The sequence below is a fragment of the Gymnodinialimonas sp. 202GB13-11 genome, assembly GCF_040932485.1.
Classification (GTDB): domain Bacteria; phylum Pseudomonadota; class Alphaproteobacteria; order Rhodobacterales; family Rhodobacteraceae; genus Gymnodinialimonas; species Gymnodinialimonas hymeniacidonis.
The window spans coordinates 1,598,473-1,621,265 of record NZ_JBFRBH010000001.1 but is presented as its reverse complement, the minus strand read 5'-3'; the positions used below and the strand labels follow the sequence as shown (position 1 = coordinate 1,621,265).

Sequence of the window (22,793 nt, the reverse complement as noted above, 5' to 3'; positions counted from 1 at the left end):
TTGAGGTCGGTCCCCGAACCCCCTAATCCTGAGGCCATCTTTCAGCCCGCATAAGGCATGTACCCATGACGACCCACAAAGATCTTGCCGCTGCCATTGGCAACACACCGTTGATCCGGCTCAACGCGGCCTCGGACGCGACGGGCTGCGAGATTTTGGGCAAGGCCGAATTCCTAAACCCCGGCCAATCCGTGAAGGATCGCGCAGCTTTGTTCATCATCCGCGATGCGGTCGCACGCGGTGATCTGCGCCCCGGCGGCACGATTGTCGAAGGGACGGCAGGCAATACTGGCATCGGGCTGGCGCTTGTGGGCGCGTCGCTTGGCTTCAAAACGGTGATCGTGATCCCCGAAACGCAGAGCCAGGAAAAGAAAGACATGATCCGCATCGCAGGCGCCGAGCTGATTGAAGTGCCCGCGGTGCCATATTCGAACCCGAACAACTACGTGAAGTATTCCGGCCGTTTGGCCGAGCGTCTGGCCCAAAGCGATCCGAACGGCGCGATCTGGGCCAATCAGTTTGACAATGTCGCCAACCGTCAGGCCCATATCGACATGACCGGCCCGGAGATTTGGGAGCAGACAAATCATGAGGTGAATGGATTTGTCTGCGCGGTCGGCTCCGGCGGGACGCTCGCGGGTGTTGGCATGGCGCTGCAGCCCAAGGGTGTGAAAGTCGGCCTAGCCGATCCGGAAGGCTCCGGTCTCTACAAGCTCTATACCGGGCAGGAGGCCGGCGGAAATTCAATCACCGAAGGGATCGGGCAGGGGCGTATCACCGCGAACCTAGAAGGCTTCACGCCGGATGTCTGCTATAAGATCCCGGACGCCGAGGCGTTGCCGATTGTCTACGACATCCTTGCCAACGAAGGTCTCTGCCTTGGGGGCTCTTCAGGCATCAATGTGGCCGGTGCGATCCGCATGGCCCGCGAAATGGGGCCGGGCCATACCATCGTGACGATCCTGTGCGATTACGGCACGCGCTATCAGTCCAAGCTCTTCAACCCCGACTTCCTGCGCGAAAAAGGTCTACCAGTGCCACCGTGGATGGACGGGCCAGGCCGCGACGTGCCCACGGTGTTTGAGGACGTATGAACGCCTTCGCCCGGATTTTTGTTGCCTTTTGTCTGACGCTTTCGGTTTTCGTGAGCGTCGGGGCAGCACCCGCTTGGTCCCAAACCACCGAAGGCAGTGCCAGCACTGAGCTGGACTATGACGCGTGGGAGACGGCGGCCACAGCGGCGGAAAATCTGATCTCCGGCGGCGTGGCTTCCACCGCCTTCTTTGAGAACAGGCGATCGGAACTTGTCCGATGGCGGGCACAGTTTTTGGCGGCTCAGGCGGCAAATGCAGAACGCATTGCGACCATTCAGGCACAGATCGACGCGCTTGGTCCAGCGCCAGCGGAGGGTGAAGTCGAACCCGATTCCATCGCGGCACGGCGCGCCGCGTTGCAGGAGCGGTTGGATCAGGCACAGGTTCCGGGTCTTGCCGCAAACGAGGCCTTTAACCGCGCCAATGGCCTGATCGCAGAGATCGACACTATTTTGCTTGAGCGGCAGACACAGGAATTGCTGGAGCTAGAGCCGACGCCCCTAAACCCCGTCAACTGGGCGACTGCCCTTTCGGCGCTGGCGGATTTGGCCGGCAATCTGCAATTGGAGACGGCTGAAACGCTGTCCGACGACGAAGTGCGCACTGGCATAGCCGACAATGCCCCGGCCATTTTGGGGATGCTGCTGATCGGCTTTGTAATGGTCCTGCGGGGCCGCAAATTCGTGGCCCGCTTGGGGGAGCGGTTCCTGGATGGCGATGGCCGCCGTGGGCGAACCGTTTTGGGCTTTCTCGTTTCGCTTGGGCAATTGGTGATCCCTGTCATCGGCCTTGCCTTGATCGTCGCAGCATTGGCCCTGTCCGATCTGCTGACGGAGGATGGTGAAACCCTGCTTGCAGCGATCCTTGCGCTGATCATCTCGGTTTATGCCGCCCTTTGGCTGGCAGGGCGCTTGTTCCCGGATCATGAGCAACGCGCCGCTGCGTTTGAAACCGATCCGAGCCTTCGCGCCCCCATGCGGCGCACGATCCTGCTGATCGGGCTGCTGACCGGCCTGGGCAATCTGGCGCAGGTCGTGGCGGATCTGGATATCGTGCCACCCGCTGCGCGGGGTGTGTTGGTTGTGCCGGTCCATATCGGCCTTGGCTTGATGTATTGGCGCCTTTCGGGGCTATTGCGGCGTATCCGGGCTCCGATGTTGGAAGGCGAAAGCGGCGGCTTTGCGACGGGCGTCTTGGGCCTGGTCGCCACCGCGCTGCGGGTGCTGGCCGTTGTCGGCCCACTTCTGGGGGTGATTGGCTACATCAACGCGGCTGAGGCGCTGATGGTCCCAGTTGCGATGACCCTGTTCCTGTTTGGAGTCTTGCTCGCCCTACAAGCCGTCGTGCGAGATCTCTACGCGCTGGCCTTCCGCACCTCGCAGGATGCAGCGGGTGAGGCTTTGTTGCCGGTGCTCGTCAACTTCGTTCTCTTCGCGGCGGCTGCACCGCTTTTGGCGATCACTTGGGGCGTGCGTCCGGAACGTTTGTGGGAGCTTTGGGTCAGGATTCTTGAAGGCTTCACGCTCGGCGATACGCGCATCACGCCCGGCATCATCCTTGCTGTCATTCTGGTCTTTGCGGCTGGTCTGCTGATCACGCGTCTGTTGCAAGGCGCGCTAAAATCCACCGTTCTGCCGCGAACAAAGCTCGACGTTGGTGCGCGTAACGCAGTCAGTGCAGGGGTCGGCTATGTCGGTATCGCGCTGGCTGCGCTTATCGCCGTTACCTCAGCCGGCATCGACCTGACCGCCCTTGGCTTCGTCGTTGGTGCGCTGTCGGTCGGCATCGGTTTTGGCCTGCAAAACGTGGTGTCGAATTTCGTCTCGGGTATCATCCTTTTGATCGAAAGGCCGATCTCGGAAGGGGATTGGATCGAGGTCAACGGCAATATGGGGATCGTCAAAGACATCTCCGTTCGCTCCACGACGATCGAGACATTCGACAAGACCGATGTGATTGTGCCCAACGCCGATTTCATCTCAGGGACTGTCACGAACTGGACCCGTGGCAATACCGTCGGCCGCGCGATTGTGACCGTGGGCGTGGCCTATGGCACCGACACCCGGCGTGTCTCTGACATCCTGATGGAGATTGCGGAGGGCCATCCCGACGTGGCGAAGTTTCCGCAGCCGGGCGTCGACTTCCTTGGCTTCGGGGCCGACAGCCTTGATTTCCGCGTGCGCGTGATCCTGCGCGATATCAACCAGCTCGTTGCCGTAAAGACCGAGCTTCATCACCAGATCGCCGAACGCTTCACCGCCGAAGGTATCGAAATTCCGTTCGCCCAACGTGATATCTGGCTTCGCAACCCCGAAGCCCTGTCGCAATCACAGCCCCCTGTACCAGAGCCTGAGTAACGATGACCCAAGCCCTTTTCCTTGACGATCCCTATCGCAAATCCAGCCCCGCCACCGTCACCGCGTTGACGGAGGAAGGCGGCATCGTGCTGGACCAGACGATTTTCTATGCCCGCGGTGGCGGACAACCCGGTGACAGCGGCACGCTTGATTGGGACGGCGGGCGCATCCCGATTGCGACGGCGGTGAAAGGCGAGCGGGGGAACATCATCCTTGTCCCGTCCGAGCCCAGTGCCCTGCCGCCGGTCGGCGCACAAATCGACCAACGCCTCGATTGGGAACGCCGCTTTGGGCATATGCGCATCCACACAGCGCTGCATTTGCTGTCGGTCGTTATCCCCCTGCCTGTCACTGGCGGGGCTGTGGCTGCCGACAAGGGACGGCTGGATTTCAACATGCCCCATCCGCCGGAAGACAAAGCGATTGTTGAGGGGCAGCTCAACGCGCTCGTGACCCGCGATCTGCCGATTTCGGTGGATTGGATCACGGACGAAGAGCTGGACGCCAATCCGAGCCTCGTGAAGACGCTCTCGGTTCAACCCCCACGCGGCGCGGGCAAGGTGCGGCTGGTGCGGATTGGCGAAGGCAAGGATCAGGTTGATCTGCAACCCTGCGGCGGCACCCACGTGGCGCGCACGGGAGAGATCGGCAAGCTGACCATTGCCAAGATCGAGAACAAGGGCAAACAAAACCGCCGCGTGACCATCGAACTGGCCTGACGCCGCGCAAACCCAATTCCGTGCTATCCTCGCAATGCATCGCTTGGAGACACGGACATGACCAACTCAATCCTTCGCACCGCCGTCTGGAACCTCGCCTCGAATGACCGCTTCGGTGGCGGGGCAGGCGATGGCATCTTGGCCGAAGACCCACAAGCCGCACGGCAGGCCCTTGGTCTTGCCCATCTTGACGCTGATCTGGTTACGCTGGTTGAAGTCTTTCCGATTACCCATATCGAGCGTTTGCGTGACCTGCTGGCCGAGAAGGATCTGACCTATGACATCACGATTCTGCCTCAGCCCGACAGTCACCTGCACATCGGTTTTCTGCACAAACCTCATGTGCAGGTCTCCAATGTACGGTTCATTCCCGGCTCGGAAGGCACGTATCAGGGCGGGCGTCAGGCTATCGCGGTGGATGTACGTGCCGGGCAGCGGTTCAAAGCCGTGGTGATCGGCGTTCACCTGAAATCCGGCCGCGACAAACCCAATCAGGACAAGCGCGATAGCCAATGCAGAGTGATTGGCGACTGGATCACCGATCTGCACAACACCCCCGGCTACAAGCAGCACACGATCTGTCTGATGGGTGACTTCAACATGATCCCGGGCCAGGACGTGTCGAACTTTCACCATCTGGGCGGCGACGACGTGATGGATTTCACCTCCTCCTGGGACCTGCAGGATCGGTGGAGCCATATCCTGTCCAGCGGACGGGCCAACCTGCTGGATGGCTTCGCCGTCTCACGGCGCTTTTCAACGCGTTACATCCAAGGCTCGCTCAGGCTTTTCCCGATGCATTGGGCGTTCAAGATGGGGCGGGCCAAGTTCCGTGATCACGTCTCGGATCACTTGCCGTTCACCGCCAGCTTTCGTTTATTCTAACCCCTTGCACATGGCCCGCAATCGCGGGTAAACCCCGCCTCGGACAGGTGGCCGAGTGGTCGAAGGCGCGCGCCTGGAAAGTGCGTAGGCGGGAAACCGTCTCGAGGGTTCGAATCCCTTCCTGTCCGCCACCTACTTCTTTTAAGATGCTGATTTTCATATTAAAATTAGTAGTTGATAGGATTGGTTCCCACACTTGTTCCCACGCATGATGCCCGCTTGCGCTGCCTATTAAGTCACTCGCTTTCCCCGGTGATAAGGCGTCGCTGGGCGTCTCGGCTGATTTGCCCATAGCTTCGCAGGGTAATCAGTGGGTCCGAGTGGCCCAGATTCTGAGCGTTGGCGATGAACTCGGCTACGGATTTGCTGTTCTTCGCGGCGTGTCGCGCGAGCATGTGCCTGAACGCGTGTGGGCCATAAGCCGGCAAACCGGCGGTCTCGAACGCGCTGTTGACGATCTTGCGCACAGGTTCAGTTGTTTTCCAATGCGCGCGGGTGAAGCCAGAAGCCTTGAACCCTCTGTTTGACTGTGCTGTCAGGGCCGTGGCGGGAAACAGCGGATCGTCGGGGCTGTAGAGCGCAATCTCGTCGAGGTAGGTCATCCATTGGCGCAGCGGGGCTTCGGCCTCCGTGAACTCCTTGGCAAAGAACGTGTCGATCCGCCTGCCGAACTTGGTGGCCACCTCACGTGGGTTTTGAGTGACGGATTTTTCGTCCAAGTCCACATGCTTGATCTTAAGCGATGTTAGCGCCTCGACGCGGATGCCGGTTAAGCACAGAAGTGCGAGGATCGCCTTGTCCCGCATCTGGCGCGGGGTCTCGCTGGGCATCATCGCTAAGGCGCGCTTGGCTTGGCGAATGCTGGGCGCGGGCCGTTCGGGGGCGGCGCGGGCTTCGGCTTCATCGCGTCGGGACAGTTGGAAATAGCTTGCGTCGGCGGCCTTGATCCTGCGTCGGAACCCGTCTTGCTGAGACAGCCAAAGGGTGAACTCACGCATCGTGGCCATGATCGCGCGGGTCGTAGATTTGGCGAGGGGTTTGCCGTTCGTGCCCTTTGCGTGATCGAGGTGCTCGCGAAAGCCCACGGCCCAGTCAATGTGGAACTTGGCGAAATCCTTGCGTCTGTTCCAAGCGTCGAAGCGTTCAAGATGGGCAATCTCACGATCCAGGGTCTTGTTCGAAACCTGCTTTGCGTGCTTGCGAAAAGTCAGGAACTCTCGCTTGGTCCGCTCGTTTTTCTCGTTGAGTTGGGTGGTCATAAGAACCTCCAATTTGCTTTAGTTTTGCCAGTCAAAACCCCTGCCAATCGCGGCAGGCTGGAAGTGGAAGATCAGGGGGGCATCTGTCCGCCTCTTTAATGTCGATTCTGAGCGGTTGTTTCGAAAGTGTCGTTGGCCTTTTGGGAAGGTTCCCCGCGCAACGTCACATCGAATATTTTGGCGAGGGTCGGAACGCTGGCAGGCGGAATTGGCTTGTGCATGATCGTGTCGCAGGTCGCGCAGATCGCGGAGAGTTTTGCGCGGTTGCCATCCGTCTCGCAATCGACCAGCCCGCCCGCCGGTTTCCGCGCTGCGCGGCATTTCATGCAATAGAACTCGTCAAGCGATAGGCGCAATTTTCGCCCCTGTCTCTGGCGTTGGATGTAGCTGATAAGCGCGTCACCACGCACTAGCGTTGGTCGCTCATCCGTCATGGCCGTCAGGCCTTGCTTGATCCACGCCCGGATGGTGCGGTCAGAGACGCCGGTCACACCCGCCGCCTCTGCGATCGTGTAGCAGCGCAGCGATTTGATACCGCTGAGTTTGGCTGACTTGGGCATCTGTTCTTACGCCTCATGCCGAGCCAGCCATTCGCGGATAGCCTCCACCCGGACCAGCCGTCGCGTGCCGATTTTGATGCTGGGAAGATCGCCTTTAGCCAATGCCGCGTAAAGCGTCGTGCGCCCGATGCCCGCAAGGCGCGCCGCTTCGTCCGGGGATACGGCGATAGGGGCATGTTTCGGGGTTGGTTCATTCAGGTCTGTCATGGATCAAACTCCATCGTTTGAAGATGGGTGAACCGTCGCGGACGTTGGGTGGATCAAAACAGGGCTTGGGTTTTGATCCAGTTATGATCCAGCTCTAAACCTGGTGACACTTCGTTGAACGGTCACGCGTGAGGGCACTGCATCGCGTGGAAAACGCTCAACGTAGGCATTTAGCACAGCGGCTGCCTCCTCGTTGCGCCCATCCTCTGCCAATCCTTGCGCAGCACGTTCCGCAAGCAAAGCCTGCAAGCGCTCGCGGTAAACACTCGGTCGCCCACCGGTAGGGGTTGGCGGCGCACCTACGGCTTCGGCCACGCTCACACTGTTTCGCAGGTGCGCGGTCCCCAAATCCAACTGCACCAGCTGGGCGAGGGTGCAGGTTGCGGCCTCACGATACGGCAAATGCCCAGCGGCGGTGACGACAAGGACGTAGTCGCGCCGGATTTCAGCGCGCAGCGCATTTTCAAGACTGACTAGATCATCGTCATTTTGAAGGCAGGTGTGGAAGTAAACAACCGCTCGACCGCCGGGTGTGTCAGCCAGCCCGACGCGCCATGTGCGCGGCCCGAGTTGTGAAATGCCCCCCGGCGGACACTCAAAGGCGGCGCGTAGGTGTTCCACCAGCGCCGAAATGTCGGGCCGGATGGCGACAATGTCCTCACGCTCAACGGAAACAAAGCCTAGTTCCGGACAAAAATGCCCGTATGAACCGCCCTCGAAGACGATCTCGGCATCGTGCGCAACATCGCAATTCTCGCAGAGCACCGCTTCCACCAAGCCGTCGCCTTTGAGCAAACCTGCATCCAGCAAAGCGCCATACCCCGCATCATCACGACATGCCTGCGCCGCGACTTTTCCCGTTTGCCCGATGATCTCACAGAGTAAGGAAACCGCGTTCAATCAATCGTCCTCGATCACGTCAATTTCAGGCGCGGGCGGCGCAATCAGGTTCCATCGTTCCAACAGGTTGAGCACCAGTTGGCGGTCCGCTTCCGTCTTGTTGGGGATCGTGGTGATATTCGGACTTCGCAAGGTTACCGTCAGCGTGCGGCGGCGCTTGCCACCTTGCGCCGCCATGACAATCCGCAGCGTGGCAGAGACGACCTGCCATCCACCGGCGTTGAGCGGGGACACATGCCCGAACCGTCGGTCGAGAAACTGATAGATCGTTTCGTCATCACCGCGTTTCTCGAACCGGGCAAAGCCGCCGCCAGTTGAGAAAAAGTCGAGCGACGACACTTCAACCCGCTCGATGCCATCTGCCGGTTCAACTGGAAATTCGGGGCTTGAGCGCAGCGTGTTCAGCAGAACTTCTCGACGCGGCGCTTCCACGGGCGGTTCTGAACCCGGTGCGAAATGCTTTGAGAATGCCTGCGCATATTCATCGCGGACCTTTTTCCCACCGGTGGCACAAATCTCGACGATACGCTCGGCAGGATTGCACGCGATTCCCACCTCCAAGACCCGCTGCACCACTTGCCGCTCCAAGCCCTCTGACGGTCCGAAAGTCAATTCGCTTGCGGCGCGGTCTTCTACGTAGATCGTTGCCTGAACGATCTCCGTTTCCTCGCCCGTGATGGGGTGAACTCGCACAGCCCGATACCAATCCGATTCTCGCTTGCGATGTTCGGGTAGGTTCAGAATTGCAATCGCGTCTGCCACGAATAACGCGCGCGCAGTTTGATCATCCAGAGCCCACGCCTTTCCACCATCATCGAACTGGAACGCCGACCAATTTTTGCCGCCTGTGCGCCGGTTAAGCGAGGCTTGCACGGCCACGCGTTCAAAGGCCTGCGGGTGATCAAGCGCCAGCATCAAAAGCACGTCTTGGACGCCTTCTAGGCCCTCCAGATCAATGCCCATAATCGGGCAGACTTGCTCGGCGCTGACCATCACCGCGTCACTGGTCAAGCTGGCCAGATGATCCAACTCGGCCTTGAGCCGATCTTGTTGGCGCGCAGGCAAGCCATCAATGACCGCATTCAGACCTTCGACAAACGCTGTGCCGCGCCCAGCGCTATTCCAGTCGAAATCCTCAGGCACCTGAACACCGTTGGCGGCGAGAAATGCCTTTAAACGCGCGCTGGGCGCTTTCCGTAAGAACCCACTGTAAGACGCCATGTATCTTGTGCCTGGTCGGAATGGTTAGTCACAATGTGGTGTTCGTGGGCGTTCAATGCAAGTTTGTAGTATTCGATGCAGACCCGTTTTCTCCTTCGAATCTCTTGGTCATCGTTGTCCATTCTGTAACAGTTGCCTGATGGTGCTGATCCGCTCGAAACAACGTGTCGCCGACCACGGCGAAGTCTTTACCCCCGAATGGATGGTGAACGCTATGCTTGACCTCGTGAAGGGCGAAACCGAGCGGATCGATGCCCGCTTTCTTGAGCCTGCGTGCGGCAGCGGTAACTTTCTCGTGCCGGTCCTGCAACGCAAGCTTGCGGCTGTGCAAGTAAAGTTTGGTAAGTCCGATTTCAACCGGCGCCACTATGCGCTGTTGGGGCTAATGTGCTGCTATGGCGTCGAGATCCTAGCCGACAACATCGACGAGTGCCGGGCCAACATGCTCGAGGTGCTGTCAGAATATCTGCGTCTTTCGCCAGATGATGACCTATACCGTGCCGCGTCACATGTTCTTTTGACCAACCTAGTACATGGCGATGCGCTGAACATGCAGACTTCTCAAAGCGTTCCCATTTCATTTGCCGAATGGGGCTATTTGGGAAAGGGTAAATTTCAACGCCGCGATTTTCGATTAGATGTTCTGACCGGTGCGTCTGCATTTAATGCAGAGGGTTCGCTTTTTGCGGCTCTTGGAAATCATGAAATATTTAGACCGACAAAGACATATCCCCCAATGACAATAAGAGACTTAGCAAGACAGATTGACTTACCCCTTGAGGTTAACGAATGAGTGTTGGAGCGGCCTTGGGGCGAACCATTCAACTTTTTCTCGTGGACGGAAAGCCAACGGGACTTCGCAAAGCAACTATTCACGGCTGGACCGGCCTGCTCTTTGTTTCAGGCGCATCGGCATTTGGAGAGATGACCGCTCGCCATGAAGTTGACCGGACAGGAGTTTACATTCTGGCCGGTCCCGACCCTGAAAGCCCGGGTGGGACGCGCGTTTACATAGGATCAGGAAATTCTGTTGCAGAGCGCATCAAGCAGAGTGCGCTAAAGCGAGACTTCTGGGAAACGGCCATTACCGTAACGACCAGTGACGATGACCTTTCAAAGGGCCATGCAGAATATCTTGAAGCCAGACTGATCCAAGTCGCCAATGATGCAGGTCGCGTCGTCCTCGACAACGGCACTCAGCCAGACACTACTCGCCGCCGATTGCCTGAGGCTGACGTTGCGAACATGGAACAGTTCCTCGCGAACTTGCAGGTTGTTCTGCCGGTGGTCGGTCTGGACATGCTGAAGCCGCAACCGAAGGCCGTCACTCAAACGGCCAAATCTGTTGAAGAGCGCACATCCGGCGAGACACAATTTGAAATACGCCACAAGAGCGGGGTTCAAGCGACTGCGGTCGAAGAAGACGGTGAGTTTGTGGTTCTAGAGGGATCAGAGGCGCTTTCGGACACCGGTTATGTCCAAAATCCTGGGTATGCCTCACTTAAGGACAAGCTAGTGGCCAACGGGGTATTGGTTAGTGACGGTCCGGGCAGAATGCGCTTTGTCAAACCATGGGGGTTCAACAGCCCTTCCGCCGCTGCCGCCATCATTTTGGATCAATCCAGCAATGGCCGTGAACGTTGGAAGGTAAAAGGCTCCAAGCAAAACTATCATGAATGGCAGCAAGCAATTGCTGAGCGACAGGCGACGGCACCATGACCAAAGCTGCTTTTGCGCTCCGGGGCAGGAACCCGGACGTTCTGTCCTGTATTGCAAACTTGTCCAACGACGAAGTGTTCACGCCTCCCGAGTTTTCCAACCGAATGTTGGACACGCTGGCAGAGGCATGGGCAGCGGACAATGACGGCGCAAACATTTGGGCCGACCCGTCCGTCAGGTTTCTTGATCCATGCACCAAGTCAGGGGTGTTCCTGCGGGAGATCACAAAACGCCTGATAGTCGGCCTTGAGCCACAGATGCCCGAATTGCAAGCGCGCGTGGATCACATCCTGACGCGACAGGTCTACGGCATTGGCATCACCGAATTAACGGCCATGCTGGCGCGGCGCTCGCTCTATTGCTCGAAACACGCGAACGGGCCGCATTCGATTTCACGCGGCTTCAATTCCGAGGCGGGCAATATCTGGTTCGAACGGGTGGAGCATAACTGGAACAAACAAGGCAAGTGCACCTTCTGCGGTGCGAGCAGATCGACGCTGGACCGAGGCGAAGACCGAGAAAGTCATGCCTATGCGTTCATTCACACCAACAATATTAGGGAGCGCGTTTCGGCGCTTTTTGGAGGCGACATGCAGTTCGATGTCATCGTAGGGAACCCACCATATCAACTCGCGAGCGATGGCGGTACGCGTGACGTGCCAATTTATCAGCACTTTGTCGAACAAGCCAAAGCCCTTCAGCCACGGTATCTATCAATGGTTATTCCATCTCGTTGGATGGCCACTGGGCTTGGGTTGAACGATTTTCGCAACACGATGCTAAACGATACTCACCTCAAAGTCCTCGTCGACTATACCAATGCTGCGGAAGTATTCTCTTCGGTCGGCATTAATGGAGGGGCATGTTACTTCCTGTGGGACGCGGAGCATGACGGCCAATGTATGGTTTCAACGGTTAGGGGTGGAGAAATCTCTGGGCCATCGCTTCGAGACCTCAACGAATTTGATGTTTTGGTTCGAGACGACCGAGCGCTCGACATCCTGCGAAAGACACTTAGTCACAGTGAACCATCCGTTAATACTATTCTCGCGAGAGACAAAGAGTTTGGCTGGACATCCAATTTTGATGGATTTCACAAGACAGAAAAACCGGGGGACGTTCCGCTCTACTACATTCGAAAAATGAAGCGTAGTCATGGCTTCATTGAGCGTGAGAAAATTACCAAAAGTGCACATCTGGTCGATACGTGGAAACTTCTAGTTCCGGCTGTAGGATCGGGGCGAGAGAGAGAAAAAAGCGGCGTGGATATTGTACTTGGACCGTCGCAGATTGCTCCAAATCCTTCGGTCTGCACTCAATCATTTTTGTTCTTCTACGTGGACTCACAGGCAGCGGCAGAGAGCATCCAGTCCTATTACAAGACCCGTTTCTTTCGGTTTTTGGTTTCTCTACGGAAGATCACACAGCACGCTACGCACGGAACTTACTCGTGGGTCCCTATGCAGTCTTGGGACCGTCACTGGACAGATGAGGCACTTTTCGAAAAGTATGCGATCACTAGCGAAGAACAGAGCTACATCGAAGCGCTTATTCGGCCAATGGAATAGCGATGTCCGTGACTGTTGACGACATTCTAGAGCCAAAACCAAAGGCTCGCCCCCGCATTTACGCTTATTCGATTGACGATGCCGCCCACGCGGGTCTTCTCAAAGTCGGGCAGACCACACGGGATGTGCGGCAACGGGTAAACGAGCAACTCGGCACCGCCGCAATCAAGAACTTCACCATCGAACTTGATGAACCAGCAGAACGTGCGGATGGTTCTTTCATAACCGACCATGAAGTGCGCGCGCGGCTTGTCAGCAAGGGATTTGTGAACACTGAAAAGGAATGGATGCAGTGTTCTCTTGCGGATGTGCAGACCGTCCTGACCGAATTGCGCACCGGGCAAAAACGCTCGGGCACGCACCACCAGACCTTTGCCATGCGCAGGGAACAGCGCGAGGCGGTCGAGCAAACTCACGCCTACTATATGTCCCGTTGGTCTGAGGACATGCACGCCGTTCCCCGCTTTCTGTGGAACGCCAAGATGCGCTACGGCAAGACCTTCACCACCTACCAGTTGGCCCGCAAGATGGGCGCAAAGCGGGTGCTGGTGCTGACCTTCAAGCCAGCCGTGGAAGATGCGTGGCAAACCGACCTTGAAAGCCATGTCGATTTCGACGGCTGGCAATACCTGTCCCGCAAATCAGACGCCGATCCAACCCAGATCGACGAGAGCAAGCCTGTGGTCTACTTTGGCTCGTTCCAAGACATGCTGGGCAAGGATCGGCTGGGTAATATCAAGCCCCGGAACGATTGGCTCCACGCGGTCAACTGGGACTTGGTGGTTTTTGACGAATACCATTTCGGCGCGTGGCGTGAGAGTGCCAAGGAACTGTTCGAAGGCGAAGAAGAAGCCCTTGAGCGTGAGGAGAAGCTTCTCGAAGACGCAAACAAGCTGACGGAGCGCGTTGCCGAGTTGCAGGAGCCACTTGAAGCGGAAACCGAGTTCTTGCCGATTACGACACGGGCTTACCTCTACCTGTCAGGCACACCGTTCAAGGCGCTGGCGACGGGCGAGTTCATCGAAGAACAGATCTTCAACTGGACCTACACCGACGAGCAACGCGCCAAGGCCGAATTTGCGGCAAACCATCCCGGCCAATGGAACCCTTACGGCTCACTGCCACAGATGCGGTTGCTGACCTATCAGATGCCGGACGAACTGTTGTCCATAGCAAGCGCGGGTGAGTTCGACGAGTTCGACCTGAACGAGTTTTTTGCCGCAACCGGCACAGGTGCGAATGCACAGTTCAAGCACAAGGATGAAGTGCAGACCTGGCTGAATATCATCAGGGGCCAGCACGCGGCTCATGCGGTGGACAACCTCAGAACAGGCACGCGACCGCCGTTCCCATATTCTGACGTGCGGTTGTTGCCATACCTCCAGCACTCATTCTGGTTCCTGCCAAACGTCGCCGCATGTCATGCTATGACGAAACTGTTGGCAGAGCGCCAAAACAATTTCTGGCACGAGTACAACGTGGTGGTGTCGGCTGGCACATCGGCAGGCATCGGGCTTGAAGCCTTGCCACCAGTTCGCGCGGCTATCGGAAGCGGCTTTGACACGAAGTCGATCACCCTGTCCTGCGGCAAGCTCACAACCGGCGTGACGGTCAAGCAATGGTCTTCAATTCTGATGCTGCGGAACCTGAAATCGCCGGAAACGTACTTTCAAGCCGCGTTTAGGGTGCAGTCGCCGTGGGCGATCAAGAACCCGAATGGCGACAATCCCAACGAGGAAGAAGTTCTCAAGCCGGTTTGCTTTGTCTTTGATTTTGCACCGACTCGCGCCCTCAGGCAGTTGTCGGAATACGGCATTGGGCTTTCACCAAACGAACCGAACCCAGAAAACGCGGTTCGTGATCTTGTGTCTTTCCTGCCTGTTCTCGCTTACGACGGCGCGAACATGACCCAGATTGATGCTGGTGGCATTCTGGACATAGCGATGGCCGGAACCTCTGCGACACTGCTGGCTCGCAAATGGGAAAGCGCGCTGTTGGTGAACGTCGATAACGACACCCTGCGACGCATCATGGACAACGAAGAAGCCATGAAAGCGGTGGAGCGTATCGAAGGGTGGCGCGCGCTCGGCGACAACATCATCGAAACGATCATCAACAAGAGCGAGAAGGTCAAGGAACTAAAGGGCAAAGCTAAATCGGGCGACATTTCGGAGAAGGAAAAGAAAGAGCTTTCCGCTGAGGAGAAAGAGTTTAAATCGAAGCGCAAACTCGTTCAGGAAAAGCTGGTCAAGTTCGCAACTCGGATACCCGCGTTTATGTATCTGACAGACTTCCGCGAAAACACGCTGCAAGATGTAATTACGAAACTTGAACCTGATCTTTTCTTGAGCGTGACGGGGCTGACCGTTGCTGACTTCCATTTGCTGGTTCGCCTCAAGGTGTTCAACACCGAGCATATGAACCAAGCTGTATTCGCATTCCGCAGATATGAGGACGCGTCGCTGTCATACAGCGGCATCGATAGCCATTCTGGTCTGACTCGTTATGGACTTTACGATACAGTTATCGAGGTCAGCTGACTGATTCAGATTGCGATAATGTTTTGTCTTTGGTCGGAACCCACTGCTCTGCTGGACCATGCTCCCATCAGCTTTCGTCGTTTGTCGAATAGATCAGACCGGGCATAAGCTGCTTCCGCCTTGTCTTTGATGCCATGGGCCAGCGCCGCTTCGATCACTTCTCGCGGGAAAGCCGTAGTCTCGCCAGCCCAGTCTCGGAAGGTCGACCGGAAGCCATGAACCGTAATGTCGTCGCGCCCCATGCGGCGCAGGACCGCTGTCATGCTCATATCCGAAATCGGCTTTCCCAGTTTGGTTTCGCTTTCGAAGATCGACGCTGCTTCGTCTCGCTTAGCGCCAAGGCAAGCGATTGCCTCAGACGTCAGCGGAACCCGGTGTTCTTTGCCCGCCTTCATCCTGTCCGCCGGGATCGTCCAAACCTTCGCGCCCAGATCAATCTCGGCCCATGTCGCGCCACGCGTCTCGCCGGAACGTGCCGCCGTCAGAATGGTAAAGGCCAGCGCCCGCGCCGCGACGCCTGTGCGGCCTGACAGGTCTTCCATGAATTCGGCAATCTCGGCATGGGGCAAGGCCGGGTGGTGTTTGATCGCTTTCACCTTCGTTGGCTTGGGAAGCAGGTGGTCAAGATGCCCACGCCAGCGCGCAGGGTTGTCGCCCGTCCGAATGCCAAGCGCAGAGGCGTAGTCCAACACGGCCTCAATCCGCTGGCGCACTCGATTGGCCGTTTCGGGCTTTTCGTTCCAGATTGGCTTCAAAGCGCCGATCACGTCTGACGTCTGGATACGCGCAACCTGCATGCGCCCGAGGCTTGGGAACGCGTAGGCTTCAAGAGTTGAGGTCCATTGCGCTGCGTGCTTGGCGTTTCTCCAGCCGGGGCGCTTGCTTTCGATCAGTTCGATCGCCGCTTCCTTGAATGTCTTGGGTTTGGCTTGCCGTTTCTTCGCAATTGGGTCTTCGCCCTCTTGGATCATGCGCCGCGCTTGCAACGCCCGGTCACGCGCCATCGCCAGCGAAACCTCGGGATAGGCTCCAAGCCCAAGATCGTGCCGCTTGCCCATGACCTGATAGCGCAGCACCCAAGACCGTGCGCCAGAGGATTTGACATAGAGAAACAGGCCGCGTCCATCACCATGCCGTCCGGGGCCAGCCGTTTCCACTTTGCGCGCGCTCAATGGCATATTGTTCCCACATATATTCCCACACTTAGGATTGATTTAGGGTGAACGCCTACGAACCGCAAGAGCGGGGTCTGAATTTAAGTAATTGTTTTGCATTATGAAAATTGAACACGCGCGGACAGAGCCAAACCCAGAAGAACCGCAGTTATGCGGACTTCCTGTCCGCCACTTCCCCATCTAAGTTTATTTCAATGGGTCGCTTAGAGTGGTCCGTTTTCTTCGTTTTGTGGGAAGATGCGCATCCAGAGCGTTGCGTTCGGTTTTTTCGATCTTTCCTGTTCTGGCACGTCAAGTGGCAGGATCATGACCCTGACCGGAAAGTGGACGAAGAAGCTGGTGCAAGAAGCTCGTTTAACGACGGCCCATGTCGTTTCGTTACGCGCTGAACCGCCGATCAAATGGCCGATAGGCGTTTGGGGCCATGCCGCCCAATCGATCGGCGCGGTGGGTCTTGCCTTAGGAACGAGGACTACCGGAGGCTAAGCCACGCAATAGGAAATCATGCTCCATTTGATGCGCGACACTACAGAAGCGCTGCAAGCTTCAGTCTTTGAATTTTTCCCGAAGGACCCTTTGGCAGTTCATCGAGGAAATGCACCCGCTCCGGCGCTTTGAAGTCCCCAAGCTGGTTCCGACAATGCTCTATCAAAGCTGCTTCAGTGAGAGGTGAACCCGGCTTTATGCTGACGGCGGCTTCCACTCTTTCGCCATAGCTGTTGCAAGGGCGCGCGAAGGCTGCGGCCTCGATGATATCCGGCTCTGAATAAAGCACCTCGTCGATTTCCCGCGGTGCGATGTTTTCGCCACCCTTGATAATCAGCTCCTTCAGGCGACCGGTGACAAACACGTAGCCGTCTTTGTCTATGTGCCCAAGATCGCCGGTTCGGAGCCAGTCGCCGTGGAAGGTAGCGGAGGTTGCTTCCGGATTATGAAGGTATTCGATCATGACGTTGGGACCACGGATCGCAATTTCGCCTTGCTGCATCGGGGCCGCTTTTTGCAGATCAGAGGTCAGGATGCAGACTTCATTCCCGAAAGCGAGGCCGGGTGATCCGATCTTGCGGGTGCCGGGTGGCAACGGGTTCGACAGCACCTGCGCTGCTGTTTCGGTCAGTCCCATCGTCTCGATGATCGGCACTCCAAATCGGTCCTCGAACGCGGATTGCGTCTCTTTCGCCAGCGCCGAAGACGCCGAACGTCCGAACCGTAAACGGTCGATCACAGCAGCAGCCGGGTCAGCTTTGCCGTGCAATAGATGGCTGATGATTGTTGGAACGACGGAGAACCATGTCGCTTCGGCCTTGTTCACCTGATCCCAAAACTTGCGGGCTGAGAAACGCGACACGACAGCGGTGGAGCCGCCGGACACCAAAGGCCCCATCAACGTCACGCACAGCCCGTTGATATGGTAGATCGGCAGCACACAGAAGGCGCGGTCTTCCGGTGTGAGGTCATGGGCGACGGCAGTGGTCCAGCCACCGGCAAGCAGGCTTGCATGACTGTGCACAACGCCCTTGGGCGTGCCGGTTGTGCCAGACGTGTACATCAGCAATCCATGGTCATCCGGGCCAAGGTCGGGAAGCGAAACATCCCCGCCCGGAAGATCCTTTGACGCGATAGGGCTCAGTCCCGCAGGCGCGATCTCACGAAATGTCTCCGCCTGACTGTCATGGACGAATGCAAAGCGGGCTTGAGAATGTTCCAACGCATAGGCGATCGCGGTCGGGCCTGCGGCGAGGTTGATCATGGTGGCCCTGCACCCGGCATAGAGCGTGGCAAAAAGCGCCAGAACTCCGTCGCGGCCATTTGGATGCACAATCGCGAGGCTTTCGCCCTTTTGCGCGCCGAGTGCCACGATCCCTGTCGCCATATCGCGCACCTTATCGCGCACCTCATCCCAGCGAAGCGGCGGATCGCCTTCGGGGAAAACGAAGGCCGTTCCGCCAACTTCGGCACGGGCATCGAGCCAGTCGCGCACGGTGCCCGCAGGCGGCATGGTCGGGTCGAAGATCACTTGCCGACCTCCGCCCAATAGGCGCCGAAAATATCCGTCAGCTCTGGTTCACGGGCCGGGATTTCACGCACAATCTTTGTCGATTGCAGGAAGTGCTTCCAATGCAGGTTCTCGTTCACGGAATTCCCGCCCCACGATCCGCACCCCATCGATAGTGAGAATGGCATCCCATTCGTGAAAGAGCCCCCGGTCGCAAAAGTGTGGGCTTGGTTCACGATCACACGGCTGGTCGGAATGGCGTTGGCCAGCACCATCGGGCGATCCGGGTCGATGGTATGGATACCAACCGAATGGCCCGCGCCTTGATGCAACTGCACCTTGAGAGTGGTTTCGACGGCGTCCGCAAAATCGGTGGCGCGATAAACGGACAGCACGCGGCTGAGTTTCTCGCCCGAAAGCGGATGGCCCGGCCCAATCCCCTTGGCCTCTACGGCCAAGTATTGAGTGTCGTCCGGCACTTGCCCCGTTAGGCTGAGTGCTGCGATCATGTCGGAGGCGTCCTGCGCAATGGCGCGGGGGTTCAGCGTACCTTTGACCCAAAGCTTTTCGGTGACTTTCGTCTCGTCGGTGATTAATGCGCCGCCTGTTTTCGCCATTTCCGCTACGAACGCATCGTAGATGGCGTCGACCACGACGACAGCATTCTCAGATGAGCACGAGGTTGCATTGTCGAAGCATTTGGACGCGGCGATCTTTTCGGCGGCAGAGGCGAGGTCTGCGGTTTCGTCCACGATCACGCAGACATTCCCGGCCCCAACGGCCAGGGCCGGCGTACCGGATGTATAAGCGCGCTTCACGTTGTTCTGGCTGCCGGTCACGACGATCAAGTCGGAGGTCTCGAGCAGGCGTTGCGTCTTTTCTTTGGAGCCGCGCCCCGGGATCATCAGCACAAGGTCCCGGTCGATCCCGGCCTTGTCGAATTCAACGTAAATGTATTCTAGCAACACCTCACACGTCGGCACCCCCTTGGGTGACGGCGATACGACGATGGAATTGCCGCATTTTAACGCATTAATGATGTTGTTTGCCGGCGTCGCACCGGGATTAGTCGACGGCACGACCGCGCCGATTACTCCGATTGGACGAGCGATCTCGGTAATGCCGGTCTCCGGATCATCGCTGATGATCCCATGGGTTGTGACGTCGGCGATGTCACGCATCAGACCCAGCGTTTTGCGATGGTTCTTAGTGATCTTGTCCGGCACATTGCCGAGCCCCGTCGTCTGCACGGCCAACTCGGCCAGATGCCGGTTGCGGGCGGGTTCCATGATGGCCCAGGCGGCAGCCTGCGCGGCGCGATCATAGAGCGCTTGGCTTCCGCCCTTTTCATATGCGGCCTGCGCGGCGCGAGAGCGCGCAACGATAGCATCCACTTCAGCAATGGGATCAAGGTCAGACACGGGCGTGCATCCTGTCAGTTTGGTAATCGGGGCGAGCGGATATGCCCGCCCCGAGATAAGCTCAGTTGTCGAGGTCGGCCAGAAGCGCCTCTAGCGTTTCCTGACGTGCGGCCCACATCTCAAGCACCTCGTCGCGGGTCATGATGTGCATGGGCGAGCCACCGGCCTCCATGCGGCGCGCGACACGGTCGTTTTCGAACATGCTCGGCACGATGGCGGCCAGGTGATCGATGATCTCCTGCGGGGTGCCAGCGGGCACCATTACACCGCGGAAGTTCACCGACGCGTTGTCGATGTCATAGCCCTGTTCCATCATTGTGGGCACATCGGGTAGGAACTCGTTCCGCTCAAGGTCGAACACGCCGAGGATGCGCACGTTGCCCGCTTCCTGCGCACGGAACGCGTCAGACAGGTTGTTGACCCCGCCCAGAACCTCACCTGCGATCACGGCGCGCATCGCGCCTGCGCCACCGGCGTTGTTGGGGATGTAGGCCAGCTCCACGCCAGTCGCCTGTTCAAGCTGAAGCGCTGCGATGTGGTGTCCCACAAACAGGCCAGCGCCTGAGAAGGTCAGGCCGCCGGGATTTTCCGTGGCATAGGCCACGACATCGGCCATGGATTGAAATTCCGAGTCGGTCGGCACGACGAACACGGCCGGGTCCGCGCCCCAATTGGCGATGGGCTCAAAGCTTTCGGTGGAATATTCCACGCCGCCTTCGATCGACTGTGCGATGAAGTGCGGGATGTTATAGGCCCCGAGTGTGTAGCCATCGGCCTCGGCTTCCGTCGCGAACCAGTTCCAGCCGACGCGTCCACCCGCACCGGGACGGTTCAGGATCGCGATAGGCATGCCAAGGGCGTCTTCGTTGCCCGCTGTCATGGTCACGATGCGCGCCTGAAAGTCGGTCGCCCCGCCGGCGCCATAGCTGACCATCAGCAGCAGTGGGCGTTCAGGGTAGTCTGCGTGCCCATCGGCAAAGGCCGCTCCGGACATCGCGGTCAGGGCCATTGCGGCCCCTGCAATCCACTTTTTCATTTGTCTTTCCTCCCTAAGATTGGTTCTGCCGCTTTATGTCCCGCTTTCCTGCGGAAAGACTGCGGTTCAGAAAAAGACCTCTCGCGGTGTGAACACGTTCAACAGAAGCGCGAAGAGGCCATACATGACCGCCATGAATCCGGCGGTGATCAGAATGCGTTTGATCCACGTCTTTGCCGCACCATGGGGGGCAGGATCGTAGAGTGAGATCAGGATGAAAACCGTGATGGTTGTGGCGGTGTAGAAGCCCAAGGCTTTGGCAGCCCAGAAAACGTAGACCAGCATGACCACGAGGCCCGGCGCCATGTTGAACATCGCCTGAGCCGAAAGGCCATTCCCTACCTTCGTGCGGCCCAGAACGGCCTTGCCGAAGGTCCAGATCGCCAGCACTGCGAAGACAGAAGAGATCATGCGCGGGAAAAGATAGGCCTGCGCCGGTTCCTGCGTGTAGCTGATCCAGGCGACGGTCACGCCGACGGCAGCGATCAGGCCCGAGGCGATGATGTGTTGGGTGCGGGGAAGATCGCTCATGTCAGGCTCTCCTCCTTGGCGACTGCATCGTCCTTGGTGGTGTAGCGACGCTGTCGCAACTCCATCCAGACAGAGTAGCTGATGGAGACGACAACGATGGCGATCAGCAGCCAGTTCAACGCGCCGGTGAAGAAGTAGGGGCCGAGGCCCACAGTTGCGTTGGCAATCATGGAACCTTGGATGAAATTTGCCTCGGCAATCGGTCCAAGGATCAGGCCAAGCACAAGCGGAGCGGCGGAGAAGCCGAAACGTTCAAGGAAATACATGCCCAAGCCCAACGTCGCCATAACGTAGACATCGCCCATCGAATTCTGCACCGAGTAGCTTCCGAACACCGCGAGCGCGAGGACGATGGCCGCCATCACGGCATGCGGTACACGCGCCACCTTCGCAGCCAGCCCCGCGATGAACAGGCCGAACACACACATCAGGATCTGTCCGATCAGCATCGAGTCGATGAACGTCCACGCCACGGCGGGATAGTTCATGAACAGATCTGGGCCGGGGAAAATGCCGTGGATCAGTAGGCCACCCAGCAGCACGGCAGCTGTTGGGGAGCCAGGGATCGACAGCGTCAGTAGCGGCACAAGCGATGGTCCGACCATCGCGTTGTTGGCGCTTTCGGCGGCAATCACGCCCTCAGGATGGCCTTTGCCGAATTTTTCGCTTTCGGCGCTGAACTTCTTTGATTGGTCATAGGCAACCAAGCCCGCAATCTGACCCCCAACGCCCGGGATCAGACCGATAATCGAACCGACACCTGTGCCAATCGAAAGCGCACGAAGCCGTCCAAAGACTTCGCGGAGTGCCGCGCCGATGGGATGCCTCTGAACGGTGATTACCTCGGCCCCGCTATCGCTGCGGCCTTTGGTCAGCATGGTGATGACCTGCGGTATCGCGAACAGGCCAATGAGTGCGGGGATCACGTTAATCCCTCCGCTCAGCGACGAATGGAAGATGAAGCGCTGCGCGCCCATGATGTCGTCGAAGCCGATCGTGGCGAGCCACAGACCAATGCAGCCAGACAACAGTCCTTTGACGACTGAACTGGAGTCGAGCGTGCCAATCACCGTCACCCCAAGGATGGCCAGCCAGAACAGATGTGATGGCCCGAACGCCAGCGCCCATTGCGCCAAAACCGGCGTGAGGAAAATCAAGAGTAACACGCCGAAGATGCCGCCGACGGCAGACGCCAGGAACGACACCTGAAGGGCCTTCGCCCCTTGTCCATTCAGCGCCATAGTGTGTCCGTCGAGCGTGGTGGCAATGTTTGCAGGCGCCCCAGGTATCTTCAGCAGGATTGCCGAAACCGCGCCACCTGCGACGGTCGAGGTGTATGCCGCACCCAACAGGATAAGGCCCTGTTGCGGCTCCAACTGGAAGGTAAAAGGGATCAGGAGCGCAACTGCCATTGTCGGCGACAGACCCGGCGTCGCGCCAAGGATCAGGCCGCCTACAGTGCCGATCAACAGCAGCGCGAAATTCACCGGCGTGAACACGTCACCCATGTAGAAAAGAAAGTCCACGCGCCTCGGCCCTCCCAAACACTCAGCGGTTGACCCAGAAGGCTATGTCATGAAAATAGTTTTGCAAATGTTTTCATAA

At 58.1% G+C, this 22,793-nt stretch carries 19 protein-coding genes and 1 tRNA gene; 9 read left to right on the top strand and 11 right to left on the bottom strand.

Annotation, left to right across the window (positions count from 1 at the left end; genetic code table 11):
- Positions 1-65 precede the first annotated feature (65 nt).
- The 5 genes from V8J81_RS08055 to V8J81_RS08035 all read left to right on the top strand — a co-directional run bounded on the left by V8J81_RS08055 (position 66) and on the right by V8J81_RS08035 (position 5,186).
- Positions 66-1,094, top strand: a complete 1,029-nt coding sequence (locus V8J81_RS08055) for a cysteine synthase A (RefSeq protein WP_368475234.1) — start codon at positions 66-68, stop codon at positions 1,092-1,094.
- Positions 1,091-3,451 carry a DUF3772 domain-containing protein gene (locus tag V8J81_RS08050; protein WP_368475233.1) on the top strand — a complete coding sequence of 787 codons (2,361 nt, stop codon included), beginning with the start codon at positions 1,091-1,093 and terminating at the stop codon, positions 3,449-3,451. Before V8J81_RS08055 ends, V8J81_RS08050 begins: the two co-directional genes overlap by 4 nt.
- A gap of 2 nt (positions 3,452-3,453) precedes the next feature.
- A complete protein-coding gene (locus V8J81_RS08045; RefSeq protein ID WP_368475232.1) occupies positions 3,454-4,170 on the top strand; it encodes an alanyl-tRNA editing protein in 717 nt (238 codons plus the stop codon).
- Positions 4,171-4,227: 57 nt separating this feature from the next.
- Positions 4,228-5,055 (top strand): GMP synthase, encoded by an 828-nt coding sequence (locus V8J81_RS08040; RefSeq protein ID WP_368475231.1) that lies wholly within the window; start codon positions 4,228-4,230, stop codon positions 5,053-5,055.
- 41 nt (positions 5,056-5,096) lie between these two features.
- Positions 5,097-5,186 (top strand) — tRNA-Ser (locus V8J81_RS08035).
- Between the two features lie 105 nt (positions 5,187-5,291).
- Here the strand turns inward: V8J81_RS08035 and V8J81_RS08030 are convergent.
- From V8J81_RS08030 to V8J81_RS08010, 5 genes are all read right to left on the bottom strand, one after another.
- The gene (locus tag V8J81_RS08030) at positions 5,292-6,314 is read right to left on the bottom strand and encodes a tyrosine-type recombinase/integrase (protein WP_368475230.1); all 1,023 of its coding nucleotides are present in this window, start codon (positions 6,312-6,314) and stop codon (positions 5,292-5,294) included.
- A gap of 95 nt (positions 6,315-6,409) precedes the next feature.
- Positions 6,410-6,874 (bottom strand): helix-turn-helix domain-containing protein, encoded by a 465-nt coding sequence (locus tag V8J81_RS08025; protein WP_368475229.1) that lies wholly within the window; start codon positions 6,872-6,874, stop codon positions 6,410-6,412.
- Positions 6,875-6,880: 6 nt separating this feature from the next.
- On the bottom strand, positions 6,881-7,081 hold the full coding sequence (locus V8J81_RS08020; protein WP_368475228.1) for a helix-turn-helix domain-containing protein: 201 nt from the start codon (positions 7,079-7,081) through the stop codon (positions 6,881-6,883).
- Positions 7,082-7,162: 81 nt separating this feature from the next.
- Positions 7,163-7,981 carry a helix-turn-helix domain-containing protein gene (locus tag V8J81_RS08015; protein WP_368475227.1) on the bottom strand — a complete coding sequence of 273 codons (819 nt, stop codon included), beginning with the start codon at positions 7,979-7,981 and terminating at the stop codon, positions 7,163-7,165.
- The gene (locus tag V8J81_RS08010; protein WP_368475226.1) at positions 7,982-9,202 is read right to left on the bottom strand and encodes a hypothetical protein; all 1,221 of its coding nucleotides are present in this window, start codon (positions 9,200-9,202) and stop codon (positions 7,982-7,984) included.
- Positions 9,203-9,341: 139 nt separating this feature from the next.
- Between V8J81_RS08010 and V8J81_RS08005 the strand changes: the two genes are divergently transcribed.
- The 4 genes from V8J81_RS08005 to V8J81_RS07990 are packed head-to-tail and all read left to right on the top strand — an operon-like array spanning position 9,342 to position 15,029.
- Positions 9,342-9,995 carry an N-6 DNA methylase gene (locus V8J81_RS08005; RefSeq protein WP_368475225.1) on the top strand — a complete coding sequence of 218 codons (654 nt, stop codon included), beginning with the start codon at positions 9,342-9,344 and terminating at the stop codon, positions 9,993-9,995.
- Positions 9,992-10,921 carry a GIY-YIG nuclease family protein gene (locus V8J81_RS08000; protein ID WP_368475224.1) on the top strand — a complete coding sequence of 310 codons (930 nt, stop codon included), beginning with the start codon at positions 9,992-9,994 and terminating at the stop codon, positions 10,919-10,921. Before V8J81_RS08005 ends, V8J81_RS08000 begins: the two co-directional genes overlap by 4 nt.
- On the top strand, positions 10,918-12,489 hold the full coding sequence (locus V8J81_RS07995) for an Eco57I restriction-modification methylase domain-containing protein (RefSeq protein WP_368475223.1): 1,572 nt from the start codon (positions 10,918-10,920) through the stop codon (positions 12,487-12,489). Before V8J81_RS08000 ends, V8J81_RS07995 begins: the two co-directional genes overlap by 4 nt.
- 8 nt (positions 12,490-12,497) lie before the next feature.
- Entirely contained in the window at positions 12,498-15,029 is a 2,532-nt protein-coding gene (locus V8J81_RS07990; protein ID WP_368475222.1) for a GIY-YIG nuclease family protein, read from the top strand.
- 5 nt (positions 15,030-15,034) lie between these two features.
- Here V8J81_RS07990 and V8J81_RS07985 read toward each other — a convergent pair whose 3' ends face one another.
- The 6 genes from V8J81_RS07985 to V8J81_RS07960 form a co-directional block, all read right to left on the bottom strand.
- Positions 15,035-16,207, bottom strand: coding sequence for a tyrosine-type recombinase/integrase (locus V8J81_RS07985; RefSeq protein ID WP_368475221.1), 1,173 nt, complete (start codon positions 16,205-16,207; stop codon positions 15,035-15,037).
- Positions 16,208-16,730: 523 nt separating this feature from the next.
- The gene (locus V8J81_RS07980; protein ID WP_368475220.1) at positions 16,731-18,221 is read right to left on the bottom strand and encodes an AMP-binding protein; all 1,491 of its coding nucleotides are present in this window, start codon (positions 18,219-18,221) and stop codon (positions 16,731-16,733) included.
- Complete coding sequence (gene sauS / locus V8J81_RS07975; RefSeq protein WP_368475219.1) at positions 18,218-19,621, bottom strand: acylating sulfoacetaldehyde dehydrogenase; 1,404 nt, start codon at positions 19,619-19,621, stop codon at positions 18,218-18,220. Before sauS ends, V8J81_RS07980 begins: the two co-directional genes overlap by 4 nt.
- 61 nt (positions 19,622-19,682) lie before the next feature.
- Positions 19,683-20,657 carry a tripartite tricarboxylate transporter substrate binding protein gene (locus tag V8J81_RS07970; protein ID WP_368475218.1) on the bottom strand — a complete coding sequence of 325 codons (975 nt, stop codon included), beginning with the start codon at positions 20,655-20,657 and terminating at the stop codon, positions 19,683-19,685.
- Positions 20,658-20,723: 66 nt separating this feature from the next.
- Positions 20,724-21,188 carry a tripartite tricarboxylate transporter TctB family protein gene (locus V8J81_RS07965; RefSeq protein ID WP_368475217.1) on the bottom strand — a complete coding sequence of 155 codons (465 nt, stop codon included), beginning with the start codon at positions 21,186-21,188 and terminating at the stop codon, positions 20,724-20,726.
- Complete coding sequence (locus V8J81_RS07960; protein WP_439649919.1) at positions 21,185-22,696, bottom strand: tripartite tricarboxylate transporter permease; 1,512 nt, start codon at positions 22,694-22,696, stop codon at positions 21,185-21,187. Before V8J81_RS07960 ends, V8J81_RS07965 begins: the two co-directional genes overlap by 4 nt.
- Positions 22,697-22,793: the final 97 nt, after the last annotated feature.

Excerpts from the sequence above, each read along its gene's own strand:
- V8J81_RS08055 (WP_368475234.1), top strand. The coding sequence starts at position 66 with ATGACGACCCACAAAGATCTTGCCGCTGCCATTGGCAACACACCGTTG.
- V8J81_RS08050 (WP_368475233.1), top strand. The coding sequence starts at position 1,091 with ATGAACGCCTTCGCCCGGATTTTTGTTGCCTTTTGTCTGACGCTTTCG.
- V8J81_RS08045 (WP_368475232.1), top strand. The coding sequence starts at position 3,454 with ATGACCCAAGCCCTTTTCCTTGACGATCCCTATCGCAAATCCAGCCCC.
- V8J81_RS08040 (WP_368475231.1), top strand. The coding sequence starts at position 4,228 with ATGACCAACTCAATCCTTCGCACCGCCGTCTGGAACCTCGCCTCGAAT.
- V8J81_RS08030 (WP_368475230.1), bottom strand. The coding sequence starts at position 6,314 with ATGACCACCCAACTCAACGAGAAAAACGAGCGGACCAAGCGAGAGTTC.
- V8J81_RS08025 (WP_368475229.1), bottom strand. The coding sequence starts at position 6,874 with ATGCCCAAGTCAGCCAAACTCAGCGGTATCAAATCGCTGCGCTGCTAC.
- V8J81_RS08020 (WP_368475228.1), bottom strand. The coding sequence starts at position 7,081 with ATGACAGACCTGAATGAACCAACCCCGAAACATGCCCCTATCGCCGTA.
- V8J81_RS08010 (WP_368475226.1), bottom strand. The coding sequence starts at position 9,202 with ATGGCGTCTTACAGTGGGTTCTTACGGAAAGCGCCCAGCGCGCGTTTA.
- V8J81_RS08005 (WP_368475225.1), top strand. The coding sequence starts at position 9,342 with ATGGTGCTGATCCGCTCGAAACAACGTGTCGCCGACCACGGCGAAGTC.
- V8J81_RS08000 (WP_368475224.1), top strand. The coding sequence starts at position 9,992 with ATGAGTGTTGGAGCGGCCTTGGGGCGAACCATTCAACTTTTTCTCGTG.
- V8J81_RS07995 (WP_368475223.1), top strand. The coding sequence starts at position 10,918 with ATGACCAAAGCTGCTTTTGCGCTCCGGGGCAGGAACCCGGACGTTCTG.
- V8J81_RS07985 (WP_368475221.1), bottom strand. The coding sequence starts at position 16,207 with ATGCCATTGAGCGCGCGCAAAGTGGAAACGGCTGGCCCCGGACGGCAT.
- V8J81_RS07970 (WP_368475218.1), bottom strand. The coding sequence starts at position 20,657 with ATGAAAAAGTGGATTGCAGGGGCCGCAATGGCCCTGACCGCGATGTCC.
- V8J81_RS07965 (WP_368475217.1), bottom strand. The coding sequence starts at position 21,188 with ATGAGCGATCTTCCCCGCACCCAACACATCATCGCCTCGGGCCTGATC.
- V8J81_RS07960 (WP_439649919.1), bottom strand. The coding sequence starts at position 22,696 with ATGGGTGACGTGTTCACGCCGGTGAATTTCGCGCTGCTGTTGATCGGC.